Annotated in this window: 20 protein-coding genes; all 20 read right to left on the bottom strand. The window is 35.7% G+C overall.

The features are described from left to right. Positions 1-217 precede the first annotated feature (217 nt). Entirely contained in the window at positions 218-1,138 is a 921-nt protein-coding gene (locus tag G5A70_RS11915; RefSeq protein WP_330605635.1) for a nucleotidyltransferase family protein, read from the bottom strand. A 41-nt stretch (positions 1,139-1,179) separates the two neighbouring features. Further along, positions 1,180-1,413: a hypothetical protein gene (locus G5A70_RS11910; RefSeq protein ID WP_173749854.1), complete on the bottom strand. Its 234-nt coding sequence runs from the start codon at positions 1,411-1,413 to the stop codon at positions 1,180-1,182. A gap of 384 nt (positions 1,414-1,797) precedes the next feature. Beyond that, complete coding sequence (locus G5A70_RS11905) at positions 1,798-2,958, bottom strand: Coenzyme F420 hydrogenase/dehydrogenase, beta subunit C-terminal domain (RefSeq protein WP_173749853.1); 1,161 nt, start codon at positions 2,956-2,958, stop codon at positions 1,798-1,800. A 1-nt stretch (position 2,959) separates the two neighbouring features. After that, a complete protein-coding gene (locus tag G5A70_RS11900; RefSeq protein WP_173749852.1) occupies positions 2,960-4,471 on the bottom strand; it encodes a lipopolysaccharide biosynthesis protein in 1,512 nt (503 codons plus the stop codon). Between the two features lie 3 nt (positions 4,472-4,474). Beyond that, positions 4,475-5,446 (bottom strand): glycosyltransferase family 2 protein, encoded by a 972-nt coding sequence (locus G5A70_RS11895; RefSeq protein WP_180211148.1) that lies wholly within the window; start codon positions 5,444-5,446, stop codon positions 4,475-4,477. Continuing rightward, positions 5,434-6,702 (bottom strand): O-antigen ligase family protein, encoded by a 1,269-nt coding sequence (locus G5A70_RS11890; protein ID WP_173749851.1) that lies wholly within the window; start codon positions 6,700-6,702, stop codon positions 5,434-5,436. The genes G5A70_RS11895 and G5A70_RS11890 overlap by 13 nt, the downstream gene beginning before the upstream one ends. Further along, positions 6,692-7,786 (bottom strand): polysaccharide pyruvyl transferase family protein, encoded by a 1,095-nt coding sequence (locus G5A70_RS11885; RefSeq protein ID WP_173749850.1) that lies wholly within the window; start codon positions 7,784-7,786, stop codon positions 6,692-6,694. The genes G5A70_RS11890 and G5A70_RS11885 overlap by 11 nt, the downstream gene beginning before the upstream one ends. Positions 7,787-7,803: 17 nt before the next feature. Beyond that, positions 7,804-8,796, bottom strand: coding sequence for a glycosyltransferase family 2 protein (locus G5A70_RS11880; protein ID WP_173749849.1), 993 nt, complete (start codon positions 8,794-8,796; stop codon positions 7,804-7,806). 22 nt (positions 8,797-8,818) lie between these two features. Then, positions 8,819-9,835, bottom strand: coding sequence for a capsular polysaccharide synthesis protein (locus G5A70_RS11875; protein ID WP_173749848.1), 1,017 nt, complete (start codon positions 9,833-9,835; stop codon positions 8,819-8,821). A 2-nt stretch (positions 9,836-9,837) separates the two neighbouring features. Continuing rightward, positions 9,838-10,938, bottom strand: a complete 1,101-nt coding sequence (locus tag G5A70_RS11870; RefSeq protein ID WP_173749847.1) for a glycosyltransferase family 1 protein — start codon at positions 10,936-10,938, stop codon at positions 9,838-9,840. Next, complete coding sequence (locus tag G5A70_RS11865; protein WP_173749856.1) at positions 10,935-12,047, bottom strand: glycosyltransferase family 4 protein; 1,113 nt, start codon at positions 12,045-12,047, stop codon at positions 10,935-10,937. Before G5A70_RS11865 ends, G5A70_RS11870 begins: the two co-directional genes overlap by 4 nt. A 31-nt stretch (positions 12,048-12,078) precedes the next feature. Further along, positions 12,079-13,521, bottom strand: coding sequence for a sugar transferase (locus G5A70_RS11860; RefSeq protein WP_173749846.1), 1,443 nt, complete (start codon positions 13,519-13,521; stop codon positions 12,079-12,081). 60 nt (positions 13,522-13,581) lie between these two features. Beyond that, complete coding sequence (locus tag G5A70_RS11855) at positions 13,582-14,250, bottom strand: LPXTG cell wall anchor domain-containing protein (RefSeq protein ID WP_173749845.1); 669 nt, start codon at positions 14,248-14,250, stop codon at positions 13,582-13,584. Between the two features lie 22 nt (positions 14,251-14,272). Continuing rightward, a complete protein-coding gene (gene srtB, locus G5A70_RS11850; RefSeq protein WP_173749844.1) occupies positions 14,273-15,064 on the bottom strand; it encodes a class B sortase in 792 nt (263 codons plus the stop codon). Positions 15,065-15,072: 8 nt separating this feature from the next. After that, the gene (locus G5A70_RS11845; RefSeq protein WP_173749843.1) at positions 15,073-16,104 is read right to left on the bottom strand and encodes an LCP family protein; all 1,032 of its coding nucleotides are present in this window, start codon (positions 16,102-16,104) and stop codon (positions 15,073-15,075) included. 3 nt (positions 16,105-16,107) lie between these two features. Further along, a complete protein-coding gene (locus G5A70_RS11840) occupies positions 16,108-16,971 on the bottom strand; it encodes a hypothetical protein (RefSeq protein ID WP_173749842.1) in 864 nt (287 codons plus the stop codon). A 20-nt stretch (positions 16,972-16,991) separates the two neighbouring features. Then, the gene (locus G5A70_RS11835) at positions 16,992-17,669 is read right to left on the bottom strand and encodes a CpsD/CapB family tyrosine-protein kinase (protein WP_173749841.1); all 678 of its coding nucleotides are present in this window, start codon (positions 17,667-17,669) and stop codon (positions 16,992-16,994) included. Beyond that, positions 17,669-18,409 (bottom strand): YveK family protein, encoded by a 741-nt coding sequence (locus G5A70_RS11830; protein WP_173749840.1) that lies wholly within the window; start codon positions 18,407-18,409, stop codon positions 17,669-17,671. Before G5A70_RS11830 ends, G5A70_RS11835 begins: the two co-directional genes overlap by 1 nt. Further along, positions 18,393-19,148: a CpsB/CapC family capsule biosynthesis tyrosine phosphatase gene (locus G5A70_RS11825; RefSeq protein WP_173749839.1), complete on the bottom strand. Its 756-nt coding sequence runs from the start codon at positions 19,146-19,148 to the stop codon at positions 18,393-18,395. Before G5A70_RS11825 ends, G5A70_RS11830 begins: the two co-directional genes overlap by 17 nt. 520 nt (positions 19,149-19,668) lie before the next feature. After that, positions 19,669-19,848, bottom strand: a complete 180-nt coding sequence (locus G5A70_RS15615; RefSeq protein ID WP_202031327.1) for a hypothetical protein — start codon at positions 19,846-19,848, stop codon at positions 19,669-19,671. Positions 19,849-19,921 lie beyond the last annotated feature (73 nt).

Genomic DNA, 19,921 nt, shown 5'->3' with positions numbered 1-19,921 from the left:
TCTATTATCTCACATTGGATGATTTTGAACAGGTACTTGCTATTTTGCGTTTACTTTCCTTAATGATAATTCCGCACTTACTGTCCACTTTCTTCCTATCCGCAAAATCATAATTTTCGATATGTTTTCGGAATAATTGAGAGGCGCATCATTCCAACCGTAGATAAAATATTATAATTCTTATCCATAATCAGAGCAAAGCCGAAATTATTCTATTTTACGCTTTTAAATCTTCAAACAGATTTTCTTTGTATACACCATCCCTTGTCAACCTTGCAAAAGACTGCTGTACATATTCCTTGTCTTCCTTATAAGTGACACCAAACCATTTATCATGGGAATCCAACACCTTTACAGAAACCTTTCCAGCCTGTAAAAGTTCATCAATGTAAATGGGAAGTAAGTATTCTGCCTTTAACACGTCTTTCTCTCCCATATTTGCAAAAAATTCTTCAAATCCTGTCTCCAGCATTCCCATAAATTCCGGTGTCAATCCCCACATATTCATGGAAACGTAAGCCTCCGGGTTTACTGTGGAATATATCTCTCCTTCCTTGACGGCAGCACCATCTGCTGTCTTTACGATATTGGAAGTTTCATGCACAGACGTAAGTTGTCCACAGTCATTCAATTTACAAATTCCTCTTGTGACAGAACCATTTTCACTTAACGTATTCTTCAAGATAAATCCTGCCATACAGAACTCATGGGATTTCTCAGGTGTATAATTTCCCAAAAATTCATGGATTTTCACAAAGGCTTCTTTTCCATAATAATCATCTGCATTAATAACTGCAAATGGCTCATGAAGTACCTCCTTGCAGGACAGAACTGCATGACCTGTTCCCCAGGGCTTGGTACGTTCTGTAGGAAAGTCTACATTCTCTGGAAGGTTCTGAAGTTCCTGATAAGCGTATGCAGTTTCCACACCCAACTCCTCACAAATCTTCTCAATGCGGTTTCCAATGGCTTCTTTAAAAGCCTCTTCAATATCCTTACGGATAATAAAAATAATTTTGTTAAATCCCGCTTCTATGGCATCATGAATGGAATAATCCATGATAATCTCGCCATTTATTCCTACCGGGGCAAGCTGTTTAATGCCGCCACCAAAACGGGAACCAATTCCTGCTGCCATGATTACTAATGTTGTTTTCAGAATTCCTCTCCCAAAACAAATTATTTTTTTACCTTATCTTTAATTGATACTGCCGGAACTCCAGCAACAATATCTCCTATTTCAACATCATGCTTTACAACTGTGCCTGCTCCTATAAATGCACAATCACTTATATGTACATCACCTATAACAATTGCTCCAACTGTAATTGTAACATTATTTCCTATAACTGGTGCATTTTTCCCATTATAACCAATTGTGACCTGTTGATTAATAGAACAGTTTTCCCCCATTTCTTTCGCTGCTACAATGGTTGAAAAGCCATGCTGAAAATATAACCCCCTCCGATTTTTTCGGGTGGCATATTAATATATAAACTTTCTAAAGGTTTAAATAAAATTCTTGAGATTACATAACTCATTTTATTACGATGTAATCTATTCAACATGGCATTTCTAAATTCAATAATATTTATTGAAAAATATCCAAACTGAAACAGTTCAGAATATTCTTTTAGTTTTTTATTTCCACATTGCTATATCTAATCTCACTTTGTCTTTAAATTTATAATGTATACACAGCATATAAAATGGGACTATCCGCCACATATTCAAATATGCTTTCAACAATCTATAATTCATATTGATTCTTCTTTTTATTAATTAGATTGCCGTTTGTTATTTTCCTAATAATTTTTTCAATTTTTTCTTTATAGGAGATAGTTTTCTTCGAATTTTCTCGGATATTCTCATTGAACCATATTTTTTCAAGCAATAATCAAGCCCTTTTTGTGAACAGTCCTTTTGAAATTCTTCATATCGCTCTGGACGAGGTGAAGGATTATGTAAATTAGGTTGAGTAATATCACTTAATGAGCATTCTATCACTTGAAAATTATCCTTTAAAATTTCAAATAACTGTTCTCCCTTTTTCGAATTAATAATAATAGAAGATACCCCCAATTTATCTTCAAATGTTTCATTCACATTTTTTATATTCCAAAAATCTCCAATTGTAATGTCTCCTTGTCGTTCCATATTTGCAAATTTACACGTATAACAAGAATCTCTTAATATATAATTATTAGTAAATAATCTATAAAAATTATCTACCCATATTGGAGCATGATAGATTGTTCCATTTTCAAGTTTTATATATATTTCCTGGTTTCTCCATCCATACGCTTTATCACGAAATCTTAATTCTTTTACCTTTGAAGAATTCTCATTTTCCTTTTCTTTCAAACATGATTTCAGTAATTTCATACTTGGAACGCCATGACAGATTAAATCTAAAGTATAAAGATTGTCATATTCTTTTCTCAAAAACCTCTTTAACCCAGCCACTTCACATGGTGTCCCCGTAAATAAAACTTCTTTTCCCGCTTTTAAATCTTGTTGTATCAAACGAAAACTTTCATTCTTGTCACTTTGAACGTATTTAGATCCTTGAAATTTTCTTACCGCTTCAAGTGATGTTGCTCTTCCATGTTTTACTTGAAAATCAGAAGTCAACTCAACTCCATACACAACACCATGTTTATCTAAAATATATTTTGCTACTTCTATAAACACACTTCCTGAACTACTTTTCGTTCGTTCAATCTGATTATTATTTTTAACACCATATGCCTTTTTTTCAAATACCTTTTCTTTTTCCCCTTCTTTTAACGGGCATACCTTTTCGCACAACCTACAATCTACACATAACTCTTGTGCAATGGCTGGATATAAATATCCTTTTTCATCTTGTTCCATATGAATTGCATGTTTTTGGCATATATTAACACATGCTGAACATCCACAGCATTCTTCTTTTCTTGTGTATAACTTTTTCATTTTATTTTCCTTTCATATTTTTTATTCTTACAAGTATCGTTTTAAAATTCTTTCGTTCAAATATTATATGGAAAAAGCTAATCAATACTAAACAATACATGCCAACACAAGTTGCGTAAATAACCCATGTAACAAGACTTGATGGATGAAATTTTATTATTTTCGGTGCTGTAAAATAAGTTACTACAATCATTAAAATTGTAATAAAAATATTTTTCAAAGTAGTTTTTCTACCCATATGTGTTACCCTTCTTGGTATAAAAAAATACAAATCAATACAACGATATAAATTCGACAAACAGGATGCAAACATGATTCCGACCAGTCCATCTTTTGCTCCAAAAATGATACCTCCTACAACTAAGATAGCTGCCTGAATAGTACTTTGAATCCTTGTTTCCTTATATAAACCAGCTGCTATGACTAACATTCCTTGAGGTGTTTTTAAATTAAACAAAATTCCATTAGCAACAAACAAGATTGCAAACACTAAACTCGTATATTGAATATCATTAACTCCACTTGTATAGACTTCTACAAAAGGTAAGATTGTAATTAATGTAATGGAATAAACAATGCTAACCATAAAATAATAAATATATTCAAAATCATTATATGCTTTCTGAAATACTTTCTTATCTCCTTTTACAATCAATTCACCAAAGCCAGCTGATACACCTGTTGAAAATACAGACATGACTCCATTAATTCCTGACATGACCATATTGTAAACCGAATAAACACTTACCATTTTTAATGAAGAAAAAATAGTAGTCAAAACTGCTGGTGATGCATTTTGCACTGTTTGTACAATTTGCAAATACAATGCACTCCATCTTTTATCCATTGCTGCATAATCAGGATTTACATCATAGCGAATAAAACGATAATTCATTCTAACATATACACACAATATTAGTGTTCTTACAAATATAGATAACAATGCAATAATTCTCAATAATACAATATTAATGTGCATTGTTGATAAAATCACAACAATGACTGTATTTAAAACAGTGTATACTATCGAAGCTAATGAAATCACATATGTCTTTTGATCAGCTGTAAGTAATGCTCTATATTTTGCTAAAGTAAAGAACTCCAAAGAACCATTGACACCTAATACAAGAACAAGCACAAAAATACTTGTTTGATCTAATACAGTTGAATTGGTAATAAACGGATAACATAACGCTAAAACTACCACCAAACCTACAAAAATAAATCCTGATTTTATGTAGAAATGTTTCGCTGCAGTTACAATTCTATTAATCCTATCATGATCTTTATCTGCAATAGGTTTATACAAGGAATAAACAGCTGCACTAGACAAACCTGCTTCTACTAAATTAAAATAACTAATAAATTGCAAAATAGAAGATACTAAACCGTTAATTTCCGAACCATATGCTGTTAACATGAACCTAGGTGTAATAAATCCAGCAATCATCGTCACAACTTGTAACAATGCTGTCGTAATTGAATTATACATAAATTTCTTTGATCGACCCATATCTTACCTCTTTTTTATTCCCATTAAACCTAATGCATAATACACCTTTTCCTTAATTCCATTCGCATTAGCGTTTTTTAACTGTTTGTAATAATACCTTAAGTCTTTTCGCTTTCCATATTTATTTGCTAAACGCAAATAAAATTTATAAAAATGTTCATAAACTTTTGCATGATAAATTGCTTCATCTTCTGAATTGCAAATCTCTCTTAGAAGAATATATAACGTTTTTTCATGTCTTTGAAATCTTTCTACTGTTTTTTCGTATTTATTGTTATCTTTGTTTGAATGACTATTGTTGTGTAAAATATATTTATAAAGAATTTTATCGATATACCCATATTTTTCACGATATACCACTGGCAATAAAATTTGATAATTCTGGCCTATCCGACTTTCATTAATTTGTCCATCAGTTACACACCTAAAAAATGATTCTGTTCTCATTATATAAATGCCAGGACAAAACACAACATTTTTACTTAATAATAAGTCCTCAAAAAAATTATCTTTTTCTGGTTGAATTCTCTGTAAATGTTCTAATTTATTTCCACTCTCATCCACATAGTCTGCTCCAGACATTGCCAATGCAATATCCGGATGATTTTCCATATATGTTACTTTTTCACTAATATTATCTGGATAAAGTTCGTCATCAGAATCTGGCCAAATAAAGTATTTTCCTTTAATATATGGGAAACCTAAATTCATAGCTTTCGCTTGTCCACCATTGTCTTGTTTTAAATAAACAAAACGGATGTTTTTTTCTTCAAATTTTGCTTTATATTTAGCCACAATACTTTCTGTATTATCTGTCGATCCATCATTTATAAAAATAATTTCATAATTTTGATAATCCTGTTCTAAAATTGAAGTAAAATATGCCTCTAAATATTTCCCTGAATTATATGATGGAGTAATAATACTTACTAACGGATTCACTTTAACACCTCCATACAAATCTACAACTTCCATTTTATTGATTTTCCAACTTTATAAGAAACATCCTTTATTTTTTTTATATTCGAAATAAGCAAAATTTCTAAAACCAAAATAATCAATTGGCATGGATAATATAATGTATTTCCAGTAAGACTGTAAATTCCAAACAAAACTATCCAATAAACTAAAAGTACATTCCAAAAATTGGACTCTTTTTTTGCTATAGATATTGCCTTGATTGCTATTAATACAATAAGTATTACAATTAACGCACATCCTATAATACCTGTTTCGCCTAAAAGTTGAATATATACATTATGTGCTTGATAATTCCATCGTTCTCCATAATAACGAAATCCCTGATTAAAAACGTAATCATTAAAGGACATAAATCCCTTTCCAACAAGTGGGTTTTGATGGAACATCTCCATAGCATAATTCCAAAAATTTTCTCTTCCAGACAAGACATCTCCTTCATTATTGATAATTCGATCAATAATCAAAGATGCCCCTGGAATTACCGTATATGCGATAATAACAAATCCAGTAACTCCTAATCCAACCCCTGCTAATTTTATAAACTTATTATTTTTACTAAATAATATTACATAAATCAACAAAACGGCTATTGGAATAATAAATAACGTACGTTTACCTGTCATCATTAGCGCCAACATCACAACTATACTTTCAATGATATATTTATATGATTTATTTGCCACAAATTCTGCGAAAATTATGCCAAGTCCTACATTGCATATAAATGCTGCATATGCTTTTTCAAAAGCTAAACCTGCAATTGCACCGCCCGATGTAAGTGCACGCATTTCCACATCACCAAAGGAGGCAAATCCAAATATAATATGAAACACATTCGGTACCAAAGCTTCTAAAAACATTGAAAATATAAATATCCCAAATATAACCTTAAATATTTTCAGCAAATAATGGTAAAACGATTTTGAAAAATCCGAAAAAATAATGCATATTCCAGAAATAAAATATAAACTGTAGTCCAAAATTGCACTTACACTGCTAACCCATACACAACTAACCATTATCGTCATCACAAATGCAAAATATATTACTTTATATCTATTTATTTTTATTAGGTATTCCTTTTTTGAAATAAACAATCCCAGGCACAGAACGACTACAAATAACGATAAATGTTTTGTATACATCATCAATTTATTATTCGCTGAAAAAATAATTAAATTAATTAGCAATGCAATTAATATTTCTGGTATTCTATTTTCTTTTAAATCAAAACATTCTTTAGTTTTCATTCAAAACCCTCTCGAAATACTGTTTTGCCTTAACTCGTTGTTTAGTGATTTGAGAATCTGCAACATCAAAATCTCTATTAACATTTAACTTACAATCATCTAATGTTTTTATTTTACATGTATTCAATTCTGTTAAATTTAATAATGATTCTACTCTGTCATTAGGCTTGAAATCTTTTTGCAATGCTTCTACATAAAAATTCTTATGAAAAATAACAGAAAATGCAGTTCCATGAAAGGAATTTGTCACAACATAATCTGCATATTTAAAATATCCCAGAAATTCTTCTATTGAAGCTGAATGCAATCCTTTAATGTCCGGTGTTTTTATTTGATCCACAACATCAAAATTCAACGCAACTATTTTAGCTCCTGTTAACTTAGCTAATTTTCTTGCAAAATCAAAAATTAAGTTTGAAGTATTCAATTTATATATTAATATATAATGTTCCATTTTAGGCTTCTTTGCAAGTCGTTCCCAATCCTCTGCCTTCAATAAAAAGACCGGATCCACTGATAACTCAGTTTCTTTTCCAAGCAAATTTTTCACAATTTGTTGCCCATCAGTTTCACGAATTGATAATTCATAAAATGTTGATAACAACCTTTTGTATTCCTCTACATATTCACCAGGAACTGATTGCATTCCAAACGAAGCCGCATAAGAAAGTTTTTTATCAGAACTTTCAACAAAATCTAAAAAATAGTTTTTATCAAATCTTGAACACGCATAATTAAAAACTTGGTCACTTCCTGTAATAAATTTATCATATTGATAATTTGATTCCCTAATGTTAGACTTGTTGTAAACTTTTGCACTCATCTTAACATTCTGATTTAAAAATCTGTAAAATGCCTTTTTTTTCTTATATGCATATCCAAAATTCATCAGTCCTCTGATGACCTGTTTGATAGACTTATTTTTTACACTGAAAATTTTATAAAAATTCTCCATATAATCACATCGATAATCAATAACCTCAGCATCATATCCATAATTATTCAAATACATCTGTAACGCATAGGTTTGCAAAACTGCTCCATAATTAATAGCTCTGTGAAATGTAATAATTCCTGTTTTCATCACTCTACTCCTACAAATTAACTTCTTTTACACAATATCTGCAATATTCCAATCATTTTCCATCTAAGTAAATAATATACAGCGAAATTCTTTAAATTAGTGGGTTGATATGATTTAATAGTATCCATCAGTCTCTGATTATGCACAACCATTCTATAAAATTTCTTAGCATCACTTAACTTCGAAGCTTTTTTTATATTGAACCTCAAAGTAAAAAAAGTTCGATTTGTTATCCTTTGCTTCAAGTTATACTCTTTCAAAGTGCTTCCAAATCTTATATTAATAGAATCATACAAAGTAATTATCCTTATCAACACAGATTCGCTAATCTTATTAGTAAATGAAGTATCATTTACACGATATAAATATGTAATATCACTACAAAAAACAATTTTCTGAGAATAAGACATAAATGTTAATTTGTATAACAAATCTTCTGAATATACTTCTCGCTCGGACAGAAATTGAATATCATTACTTATAATTAAATCTCTTCTAAAAATACTATCCCATACGGCAATACATCCGACATATCCATCTTTTTTTTCATATGCAATTAAATTTGACATTGCGGTCTTAATTTTTTCATTGCTATCTAATATCTCATTGCCCAGTAGATGTTTCTCTATAACATTTCCATTGTATACATCAGCATATCCGCCAGAAACCATATCGGCATTCGTTTCAACTGCTTTTTGATAAAGCTTCTCTAACATATCCTCTTTGTATTGATCATCTGAATCTAAAAAAGCAATGTATTCTCCTACAGCTCTCTTCACACCAAAATTTCTTTCTAAGCCTTGGCCAACATTTGTATTTGAAAATACCTGAACTCTATTATCCTTTTTACTATATTCCTTACAAATTCTAAGTGAGTTATCCGTTGAACCGTCATCAATTAATAATAATTCAATATCCCTTAATGTTTGATGCAATACTGATTGGATGCATTCTTCCAAATAAAGTTCTGCATTGTATATCGGTACTATTACACTTACCTTTGGCTTCATTGATTTCTCCCTTATCTAACAATTACGATAACTTTCTTTTCAATAACATTCCATAAAATGTTGATTTTCCATCTTTTTCAACTGGATACTGATACTTCCAACTTAATTTGAATAAAGCAGTCTCTGCTTTCATCTTATTCCATACATTTTCATCATATGGATGTCCCATAATTTTGTATAATTCATCGCATTCTGAATTATTTGGCTTAATTTGTTGAAATGCCTTTTCAATTCTTTTATCATATTTTTGTGCTAATGCAATCATATAGTCAACCATTAAATAATCTACCATTGTATCATTATGTCTCCAATAATTAAGGAAGAAATCACGAATTGTCATGAATACAAATCTATTTTCTTCATTACAGGATAACGAATATCCAGCAAAATAGCCAGAAGCTATAGACGCATGAAAATAATCTGGTCTTTTAATAGACCATAACGGTTGTTGAAAATATTCACTTAACACTGGTGCTGTACAGAAAAATGTGGAATCAATCCACATTCCCCCATGTTTTGCTAAAAGAGATAATCTTAACAAGTCTGAATAGTTTGTTCTTGTTATAATTCCTTTATTTTTCTTTTCTTCCACCCATTTCGGTATTTCTACATACTGTTTATAATTATCTTCTGTCAAAACAATCACTCGGTGATTTTCTGCATTTCTTTTAATGGAATCCACACATACTTTAACCAAATCAGGGGCCTTATCTAACCCTTGCCACCAACAAATCCAAATACAGTCTGCATATTCTGATTTTGGTAATTCCTGACCACTATGATTATAATCATATGTTTGTAGAAAGTCTCCAAAGGTTTTTTCATAATAGCGAAGCATGATATCATGTTTTCTTAACAAATGTTTTTTTCTAGATTCATTTTCATAGTAACCATTACGATTCATGATTTGGATATCGACTTTTGCACGAAATGTTTCTAATCCTTCTTTTAAAGATGTAACCTTTGCAATTCTTCGTGTTGCATCTATCTCTTCCATACAACGATGAACAATTCTTTTAATACTTTTATGACCTGCCATAATCACAATCCCTCTTTGGCTTTCAAATCTAAATAATAATTTTCCAATATCCCATGTGCTGTTTTTATATTATACGGACTTTGTTCTAATTCATTTGATATTTCTATTCTCTTACTTGTCCGATACTTTTCAATCATTTCTATCCATTGACTTAACGGAGCCCCTAAATTAACAAATTCTGTTTTTGAATGAAATTTAACTTCTTTTGGCACCTTATTAGAAAAAATGCACGGCAAATCAGCAAACTGAGCTTCAATTCCTACGACTGGAACTCCTTCGAAGAAGGAAGGCATTACAAAAATATCCATTGCCTGATACAATTCATTCACATCCTTGCGGTTTCCCAAAAATCTTACCTTTTGTTCTAATCCAAAATCTGCTACCTGCTTCTTAATTTCCTCTTCTTTTTCTCCCACACCAATCAACAACAAAAGCGAATTATCATGTTGATTCAGAAACTCATGAAAAATCTGAATTAATAATTTATGATTCTTTTGATAAGATAACCTTCCTACATGACCAATCACATATTCATCTTTTAAACCTAATTTCTCACGTTTCTTCTTTCTTGTATCAGGATTAAATAAAAATTTTGAAATATCAATTGCATTGGGAATAATCGTATAATCTACATTTCCAAATAAAAATTTTCCTGCTTCTTCACCACAAGCGCAAAAATCTGTTGCTACCTGATTAATTCTAGAACGAAAATATTGTTTTAAAATATATTTAAAGTCCTTATCAATAGAGGTATTATGACTATGTGCAATTCGAACAGGAACCCCTGCTTTTTTTGCCGCCTTTAATGGCAAATAACTCATAGTGTCAATGTGAGAATGTAGGATTTTATATTCTGGATGTTCTTGAAAAAATTGTTCCATCCATTTAAAATATTTAGGATAATTCTGCGGATAAAGCCTAGGTGCATAATATACTTTTCCACCTAGACTTACAATTTCATCATCATAATCACTTTTATATGGTCTGTGTGTCAAAAAATCAAACTGAATTTCTGTCCGATTTATATTCCGATAATAATTCATTAACATCGTTTCTAGACCTGCACGATGCATATCATTTACACACTGTAATACTCGAATCATTTTCTTTTTCCTCTATACAACTCTAATGTTTCCTCTACTACATCATTCCAATTATACTTTTTGCAGATAAAATCTGCTGCTTGTTCCTTTAAATTTTCTACTTCTTCAGGCTGACTGCAGGCTTCTTGCAACTTTTCTTTCAAATCCTTCACATCAGATTTTTTGAAAATCATCGCCTTATCTTCCACCACAGAAGCACACTCTTCTATATCCGACACCAGGCAACAATTTCCATAGCTCATGGCCTCTAGCAAGCTAAGCGGCATTCCTTCCAAATCACTGGGTAATATATAAATATAAGTATTACTATAAAGCTCATCTAACTCTTCTCCCTGCACAAAACCAGTGAAAAGAATCCTGTCATCACCCTCCGCTAATTGCTTCAATTCCTCTGCAAACTCCTCTGTATCGGAACTTCCTCCAGCAATGACCAATTTTTTATCTGTCTGTACCTGTTTGAAAGCCTCAATCAGATATCGAATTCCTTTCTCCGGCACCAATCTCCCCAGAAAAAGAAGATAACTGTCCTTTTCAAGACCAAATTTTTCTTTTATAACATCTGCCTTTCTCAAAACGGGTCTGTTCACACCATTAGGAATAAACCGTGTTTTTCGTCCATAGGTATCCATAAAATACTTTTGAACACCTTCACTTAACACAATAATCTCATCTGCAAACTTTACGGCACATTTTTCTCCCAACATAATATAGGTACTGGCAAGTTTTCCCCACTTTGCCCGCTGGTGGTCTAACCCATGAATGGTTGCAATACAGCATTTTCCAAAAAGCTTTGGCAGCCACAGCATTGCACATGGCCCTTCTGCATGAAAGTGTACCACATCAAATTTTCCGAAAGCCGCTGCAATAGCGCCTGTTAAAGAAGCTGTCATAGCAGCAATTCCTCTCTTATCTATGGTAAAAACATTTTTTATTTTGATTCCCTTATAAGTGTTAGAAACTTCATTATCAAAATCTTTTCCACTGACATGATGTCCTTTTCTATTATAACAAGTAACATCATGCCCCTGCCCTACCATTCTGGTACATAATTCCTCTACTACAATTTCTATTCCGCCTTCTCTGGACGGAATCCGTTTATGTCCCAGCATTGCTATTTTCAAACTCTTTTCCTTCCTTTCCTTATTTCGACCCAGACCCTTTAAACACCACCATTACCGTCTTCAAAAGAATCTTAATATCCATCCCTATATTCCACTTCTGAATATAATCCATATCCAACTTTACAACTTCCTCAAAGTCTGTGATATCACTTCTGCCACTCACCTGCCACATACCAGTAAGTCCCGGTTTCATTGCCATTCTTCCTCTGTGGTGCGGTTCATACTGCTCCCATTCGTCTACAGTCGGCGGTCTGGTTCCTACCAGACTCATATCACCTTTTAAAATATTCCAGAACTGTGGAAATTCATCAATGGAGGTCTTACGGATAAACCACCCCAGACCGTGCTTTGTTCCATCCGGTCCGCTGCCAATGATTCTGGGGTCTGCATCCATCTTAAACATAAAGCCTTTCATCTCATTCTTTTCCATCAATTCTTTTTTTCTCTTCTCCGCGTCCATATACATACTGCGGAATTTGTAAATCTTGAACTTTCTTCCATTTCTTCCCACACGCACCTGAGAGAAAAGCACAGGTCCCGGAGAAGCAATATAGATGGCGGGAGCAATAAAGATACCCAAAATCGCCGTGAAGATAAGCCCTACTACCGCGCCGCAGATATCCATAAGCCTCTTCAGAATCAACTGCCTGGAAGTTGCCATACGAATATTGGTAGACAGCACTACATACCCGCCAAAGCTGTCCAACTGCTGATTTCTGGTATTTTCTCCTACTCTTGCCAGCTTTCTGTGTACCGTAAGTCCCATGGTGATACAGGTCAGTTCCAGATTTCTGGGAAGAACCATCCCTTCTCTGACATTGATAAGCATGCTGTCAACCCATCTGGTCTGTATATAATCTGGTATTTCCGTCACTTTACAGACAACGGGAACCCCTGCTATATTCGCTCCTACCAGGCTGTCATCATCAGCAAGGATTACACCTCTTACTTCCAGTTCGTTATATGTATTTTTAAGAACAGTCTGTACTACTCTCTCAGCCCTGTCCCTTGTAGTCAAAATCAAAATAGCTCTTTTTGCATAAAAAACTTTTTTATGCTTTAATAAATATATTTTCCAGAGGAGTCTTTCCAGATACAATCCTGCAAAACCAAAAATTACAAAGATAACCAATGAAATTCGCGAAAAGTCTTCTCCCCTTTTCATCAGAAACAGGTAGGAAATCATCATCAGATACACAATCACAACATGTTTTAATGCTGCCTTAAATTCCTGAAAATATCCTCTTCTCATAATACCGCTGTATTCTTCTGTAAAGAATACAGTACAGATGTCAGCAAGGCACAAAATAATTGCTTCCTGCCGATAAATATCCTGCCCATAGGGATTCACAAACCCATTTCTGCACATAATAGAAACTACATAAATAACCTGCAGGACAATCAAATCCAGCAAAATAAAATCCCAGTGTTTAAACCAACTGCTTGAAATTTCCCGATACAACGGCTGCCCCTCCTTATTGATAGTGCAGGAGCTGCCCGCAGACAGCTCCCAGGTATTACCTTATGCTCTTCTTCTGTTTCTTCCCAAAACAACAACGGCTGCTCCCAGAAGCAATACAGATGCACCTGCATAGAGACCCCAGTCAGAGCTTACGCCTGTCTTAGGCGCTGTACCTGAGGTTGAGGTTGTTGAGTCAGCAGCTGTCCCGTCTTTTTCAGCAATAACTGCTACAGGAGACAGGTCTGTGAACTCTGCAGTAATCTGCTTGTTTGTGTAATTTACATCAGATGGTGTAATTACTTCCCAAACACTGCGTGCTGTGCTGTAGTGAACTACTTTCACATTTTTCAGAGATTCAGTCAGATTTGGTACGTTAAAAGTAACTTTGTACTTTCCGTCTTCTGTCTTCACTCCGCCGTCAACAGGTGTTAAGTCAAAAAACTTGGTTACAAGCGTTTTGCCCTGTAACTCTGTTTTCAGCTCTTCTGCCTGTTCTGCAATACTTTCCAGTGTAGCAGTTCCCTCATTAACAGCCAGGATTTTGTCCAGGACTTCCTGAGACGTCACTTCTGAAAAGTTTTCTTTGGTACCTTCTGTCATTTCATACTTGCCTACAGAGTCTCCTGATGGAGTAGCCTGTGTTGTCTTGCTGCCTGCGGCGAATACACTGACTGCCTGAGTAACGACCAAAGCTGCAGCTAAAAGAGTTCCCAAAAGTCTTTTTTTCATCGGTATCACCTTTCCTTTCTTTTTATTTTTCTATAGATACCAGTACAGCTTGTACCAGATATCTCTGAGTGGAGATTCCTGCATAGCAGGTGGACAAAGTAATGATTTTGTCCTCATTTGTCACTTCCGTGGAAGTATCTATAAAGGCATTCATATCCCGCATGGAGAAAATGCCGTCCAAATACTGCTTATAGGTGTCTTTATCCCAGAAGTTATACGTCATAAGCAGGTGCTTGTTGTCTGTCAGATATGCTGCAAAAATTTTATAATGAAGTATCCTGTCTGTCATATAAATGGTAATATCCCGGTTGGCGTCAAAGAAACTTCTGTCCATATACTGGTGAATACTCTGAAACATCGAGCCATTTTTCATATCGTGTCCATAGATAACCGTATTGGGGTCTTCAAAGGTTTTGGTATTATAGTTCTCAGTAAAAATAGCTCCTTCTTTTTTCTCTTCTCCGTCAATAGTGTGGTTGAGATAATATCCGTTATCTGTGCTGCTCTGTAAAATGGGATAGTCTACGGCTGTCCCCGGCACTTTTATCCAGGCATACACATCGGGATTCTGCTGCTGCAGGGCTGCAAAATCTATGGGAATTTCTACAGCCGGCTGTTCCGGCTGTGTTTCTTCCGTTTCCTGCTGCTCTGTGTTTTCTTCCGTATCCGGTGTTTCTTCTTTTACCACTTCTTTTTTGATATCTTCGTATTCTTTGCCGGCATTTTTCTCTTCCATATATTTATAGAGTCCTACAATCCCGCAGAGAATACCCAGTCCAAGGCATACAAAGGCAATAATTTTTTTCTTTTTCATATGCCCTCCTATTCTGCTTCTTTGTAAAAATGCTGTATCATCAGCTTATAAAGTTCCTGGTCATTGACATGATATTCATCAAATTCGCCGCCGCTTACGCCTTCCCCCGGAATACTCCAGGTTTCCCGGTCTGCATCGGAGGCAAAATCCTGCAAAATCTTTACATACTGGTCTGTGCCAATATTGGTGACCATGTAGTCGTTTAATTTTTCATAGAGTTCTGTTACCAGAGAAGGCGTTTTGCTGTAAACCTTTGTGGCTTTGTTTCCATATGCTTCCAAAAATGCCATCTGACGCTCCAGACGTTCCATGGCGCTCTGGTCTTTTTCAATATTTCGATAACGGACAAAGGTTTCCGCATTCTCCGGGGTGAGTTCTGCCTCTGCTCCCTTTTTCCACTCTGGATTTTTTTCCTCCAGACTGTCATTGGGAACCGTGACCGTCACACCGCCGATTCCTTCAATTAAGGTAGGAATACCATCCATGTTCAAGGCACAGTACCCTTGTATGGGCAGACCGTAAAGGAGCTTGGAGACTGCCTGCTTCATCAACTCACAGCTTTCATTTTTTCCGTCTCCATATGCATAAGCCAGATTGATGTGATCTGTGGTGGTTCCCAGACTGTCTCCATTCTGGTCAAAGACTTCTATCTCTGCCATGGTATCTCTGGGAATGGACACTACACTCATTTTGTGTTCCACCCGATCCCAGGATATGATAAAAATGGCATCTGCTTGTCCGGCATTGGCCTGTCCGGTGGTAGTTTCCACTTTTTCTCTGGAATCAATGCCCATAAAGAGGAAGTTACTCAAATGGTCATTGTATTTATATTCTTTTCCTTCATAAGTAACAGAACCTGAAGTAGCTGTCTTTGCCTCTCCTGTCTCTGCTGCATATTCTGTTTCCGCTTCCTGTACTGCGTGTTGTTTGCGCCATATTCCAAACCCCGCTGTCCCTATAATTCCCAGAACAAGCACGGCAATCAGCGCTGTCAGGCACTTTTTCACTTGTCGTTTCCGTCTTTTTCCGGTTCTGCTCATTTTTTATCCTTCTCTTTGTATGTATTTCAGCTCTTCCAGCTTATCAAGCACAGCCTGTGCAATTTCTGCCTGAGCTTCATAGGTTGAGGAAGGTGAAGTTGTCACTTCTGCTGCACTGATATAATGTTCTCCCCATTTTGCTTTTAGTGCAGCATCAAGAGTTGCCGCATCTACACTGCCGTCCATGGGCATTGTCCCAATGATGATAAATTTCTCTTTATCGGGAAAGGTCTCCAGAATTTTCTGCTGCTGTTCTGCCAGTTCTGCAGGATCATGATTCCAGCCTCCGTAATATCCCATGCAAATCACAGGAATACACTGCAAATCTGTCCGGTTGGTCTGTTCTGGTGTCAAATCCCGAATTCCCGTCTCGGTAATGGCAAGCTCTGCACCTGCTGCTGCTTCCTGATGCTTTGTAATATACTGCTGTACCTGGTCTGCCGGTACGCCTGCCATGGTCATCATGGACAAAGTACTTGCGCCCTGCAGCGTTTTGTCCTGTACCGGAAGGCTGTATCCCTTTTCCTGCAGAAGCTGCTGCAAAATTACCTTATAAGAATACGTTGCAGACGGCTCTCCATTTATCAAATCATCCCCCCAGCATACAATGCCTTCCGGGTTCTCTTTGGACGCCTCTTCTGTCTCCGTATTTTCCGCTTCTGTACTTTCTGTCTTCTTCTGTCCGTCCTCTGCTTTGTTTCCGGTATCCTCTTTCTTTCCTGCTGCAATGGCCTGCAGTCTTTTGCTTTCTGCTGCTTCTGTTTTCTTACTCCATATCAGCATTCCTGCCAGGAGAACTACCAGAATCACACAGAACGCCATGAAAATAATGTTCCACTTCTTTTCCTTGTTATTAAAATCAAACACTTCTTGCACTCCTTGCCAAGTTATTTCTTATAGTATCCTTTGTAGGAGTTGTAATATCTTCCCTTTTTCATGTCTACTTTATTCAGAACCGCACCGATAAGGTGACAGCCGCTTCGCTCTATCTGCGTTTTTACCTTCTGCGCCGCTTTGTAGCTGATGGCTTCACTCTCTATAACCAGAATTCCGGCATCACAGTTTTTTGCCACAACCGTGGCGTCAATCAGACTGGCTGCCGGCGGTGTATCGATGAAAATGTAGGCATAATCATCTCTTTTCTGACGAAGCAATTCTGTAAAGTCCGCATCTCCCAGAAGCTCCGAAGGGTTGGGAGCCGTAGGCCCTGCAAAAATCATATCCATGTTCTGAAAGTTTGTGTGGTAGATAATGTCCTGTAATTCCACCTGACCGCTTAAGTACTGGGATAATCCGTTTACCGCTTCGTTTACACGGTACTTATTTATAAAGGTAGACTTTCTGATATCTGCGTCTATCAAAAGGACCTTCTGCCCCAGTTTTCCCATTTCCATTGCCAGAGAAAAGGCGACATCACTTTTTCCTTCATTGGGATAACAGCTTGTCAGCAGAATGGTTTTCACCTGCTTGCTGGAAAACTGAATATTGGTACGCAGTGTTTTTATGGACTCCTCATAATAGTAGTTGGACTTTCTCGGGTCCCTCATCATAACACTATTTTCCATTATGCTCTCCCTCCTTTGCTGCTCTTCTTCTTTTTACTTTTTTTCTTTTTTCCAATGTAATCTTTTCTGTCCGGTACAACAGCCAAGGTGGAAATGCCCAGATATTTTTCAATATCGTCTTCTGTCTTAATGCTGTCATTCATAATCGTAATCACGACCACAATACCTGCGCTTAAAATCAGTCCGGCCAGAAGACCAAGCATGGTATTCTGGCTCATGCTGGGGCTTGTCTGTACGGTAGGAATTTCACCGTCTTCGATAATCTTAGGCGGAATGACTTCCATCTTATCTCCAATGTATGAGGAAGCCACGTTGGCAAGTTCATCTACAATAGCTTTTGCCTTCTCTGCATCAGGATAAGTCACAGACACGTTCAAAATACGGGTATCTGTGGGGTTATCCAAAGTAATGCAGGATTTCAGTGCTTTATAGCTGATGTTCAGTTCCTGATTCTCAATAACCTTTTGCAGTACTTCCCTGCTTGTGGTCAGTACGGTATAGTCTTTCGTAAGCTGGCTGCCCATCTGTAAGTCCGCAAGGGATGACAGGGTAGTCTCTTTGGTAAGTACCAGCATGCTTGACGTAGATGTATAGACCGGCGTCATAAAAAATTTGGTATACACACAGCTTAAACATCCACACAGCAGCCCCACGGCCAGAATCATGAAAATTCTTTTCTTTAGTGCGTAAAATATTTCCCTTAAATCAATTTCCATTTCATCGTCATGCATATTTTCCATATTTGTCGTTCTCTCTCCTCTGTGTATTTTGTTTGATAAGCTTCAGTGCATTTTTATAACAAAGCTTTTTCATATATATACTATCCAAATGTTTTGCCATCCACACTTCTGCCCCCTGTGTGCTGGGTTTCCGTGCTTTTGTGTTGTGCATGTCTGTTGCCAGAAAGTGAATTTTCTCATCTTTCAGCATCTTCCTGCACCATCTGGTTGTTTCTTCATACCATTTTCCACCGATTCTCCGATAGTTCATCTGCATCAAAGCGCCGATTTCTGTCAACTCCTCCACTCTTCCCTTTTCCCTAAGCGCACCATAGCGCTCGATATGGGCGATAACAGGACGGTAATGCTGCGTCATCAGGGTTCTGACACATCTGTACAAATCCGAATAAGGTACCCATGGCATAAATTCTACTAATACATAAGAAGTTCCCGCCAGGGTAAGAATCTCTCCCCTTTCCAGCTTTTCTAGTATATCCAGTGTATACATAATTTCCTGCCCTGGATAAATACGAAACGCAGGATTGATTTTCTCTCTGACTCTCGCCTCCAGCTCTGCACATGCACGGCGAATTGTTTCCGGACTATTATGACAGTATTCTGCAGAATAATGAGGTGTGGCAATAACCGCTTCCACTCCCTGCTTTGCCGCCATTTTCAGCATCCGAAGACTTTCTGCTTCGCTGGAAGAACCATCATCAAAACCGGGAAGTATGTGACTGTGAATGTCTATTTTCTTCATTTTTCCCCCTTTATAATTATTTGTATACACAAATACCCCCCCCCGGAAATTTTACCTAAATTTTACATACCAGGGAGGGCATTTTTCACAATTTGTTTCCTCACATAAAAATATGCCGACGATACATGCGTCGGCATACAATTACAATCATTACAGTGTCTACAATTTTTCAAGCAATTTCCTATGAATTAATGCCTTTTAGTGCTTATACTATACCATAAACTTCCTGCTTCTACAACAGAAAAATACAATTTACAACACTTTTTTACATATTTTGTTGCGTAGAGTTTCTTCCTATTAAATATGAGTACTATTTCAGCATCTGTTTTTAAGACTTCCTGATTTTCTTCCTCTTCCATGTGTGAAAGGAAGCGCCTTATATATTTTAAAATTTCCTTACTGAGTATTTGCCTTGTATCTGCAGTAATCAACTGTCCCCGTCAAAACACATCATGTTTATGTTTTTTAATATTTTACTGTCAACAGGTTGTCCTTTTGATTTACGTTCTTTCAAATCCAGTTATGCTTTTGCTTTAAAAGATTTCCAAAACTGCTTTCTAAATTCCTCTGTTATGGATTCAACAATCAAAACAATATCTATATCTTTTGTGGCACGAAACGGAAGTTCTTCATTTTCCATAATTAAGTCACATGCTGTACCTCCGATAATTACATATTGGTCTTCAAATCCTGTAACCATTATTTCTCTAACTCCCTTTCTATTAGTTCTTCTACTGCTTCCTCTATTCTTTCATCTTCTTTTCCACTAAAAG

This window comes from Blautia hansenii, assembly GCF_013304445.1.
Taxonomy (GTDB): Bacteria; Bacillota; Clostridia; order Lachnospirales; family Lachnospiraceae; genus Blautia.
The sequence above is the reverse complement of the archived record's forward strand: the minus strand, read 5'-3'. Positions and strand labels throughout refer to the sequence as shown.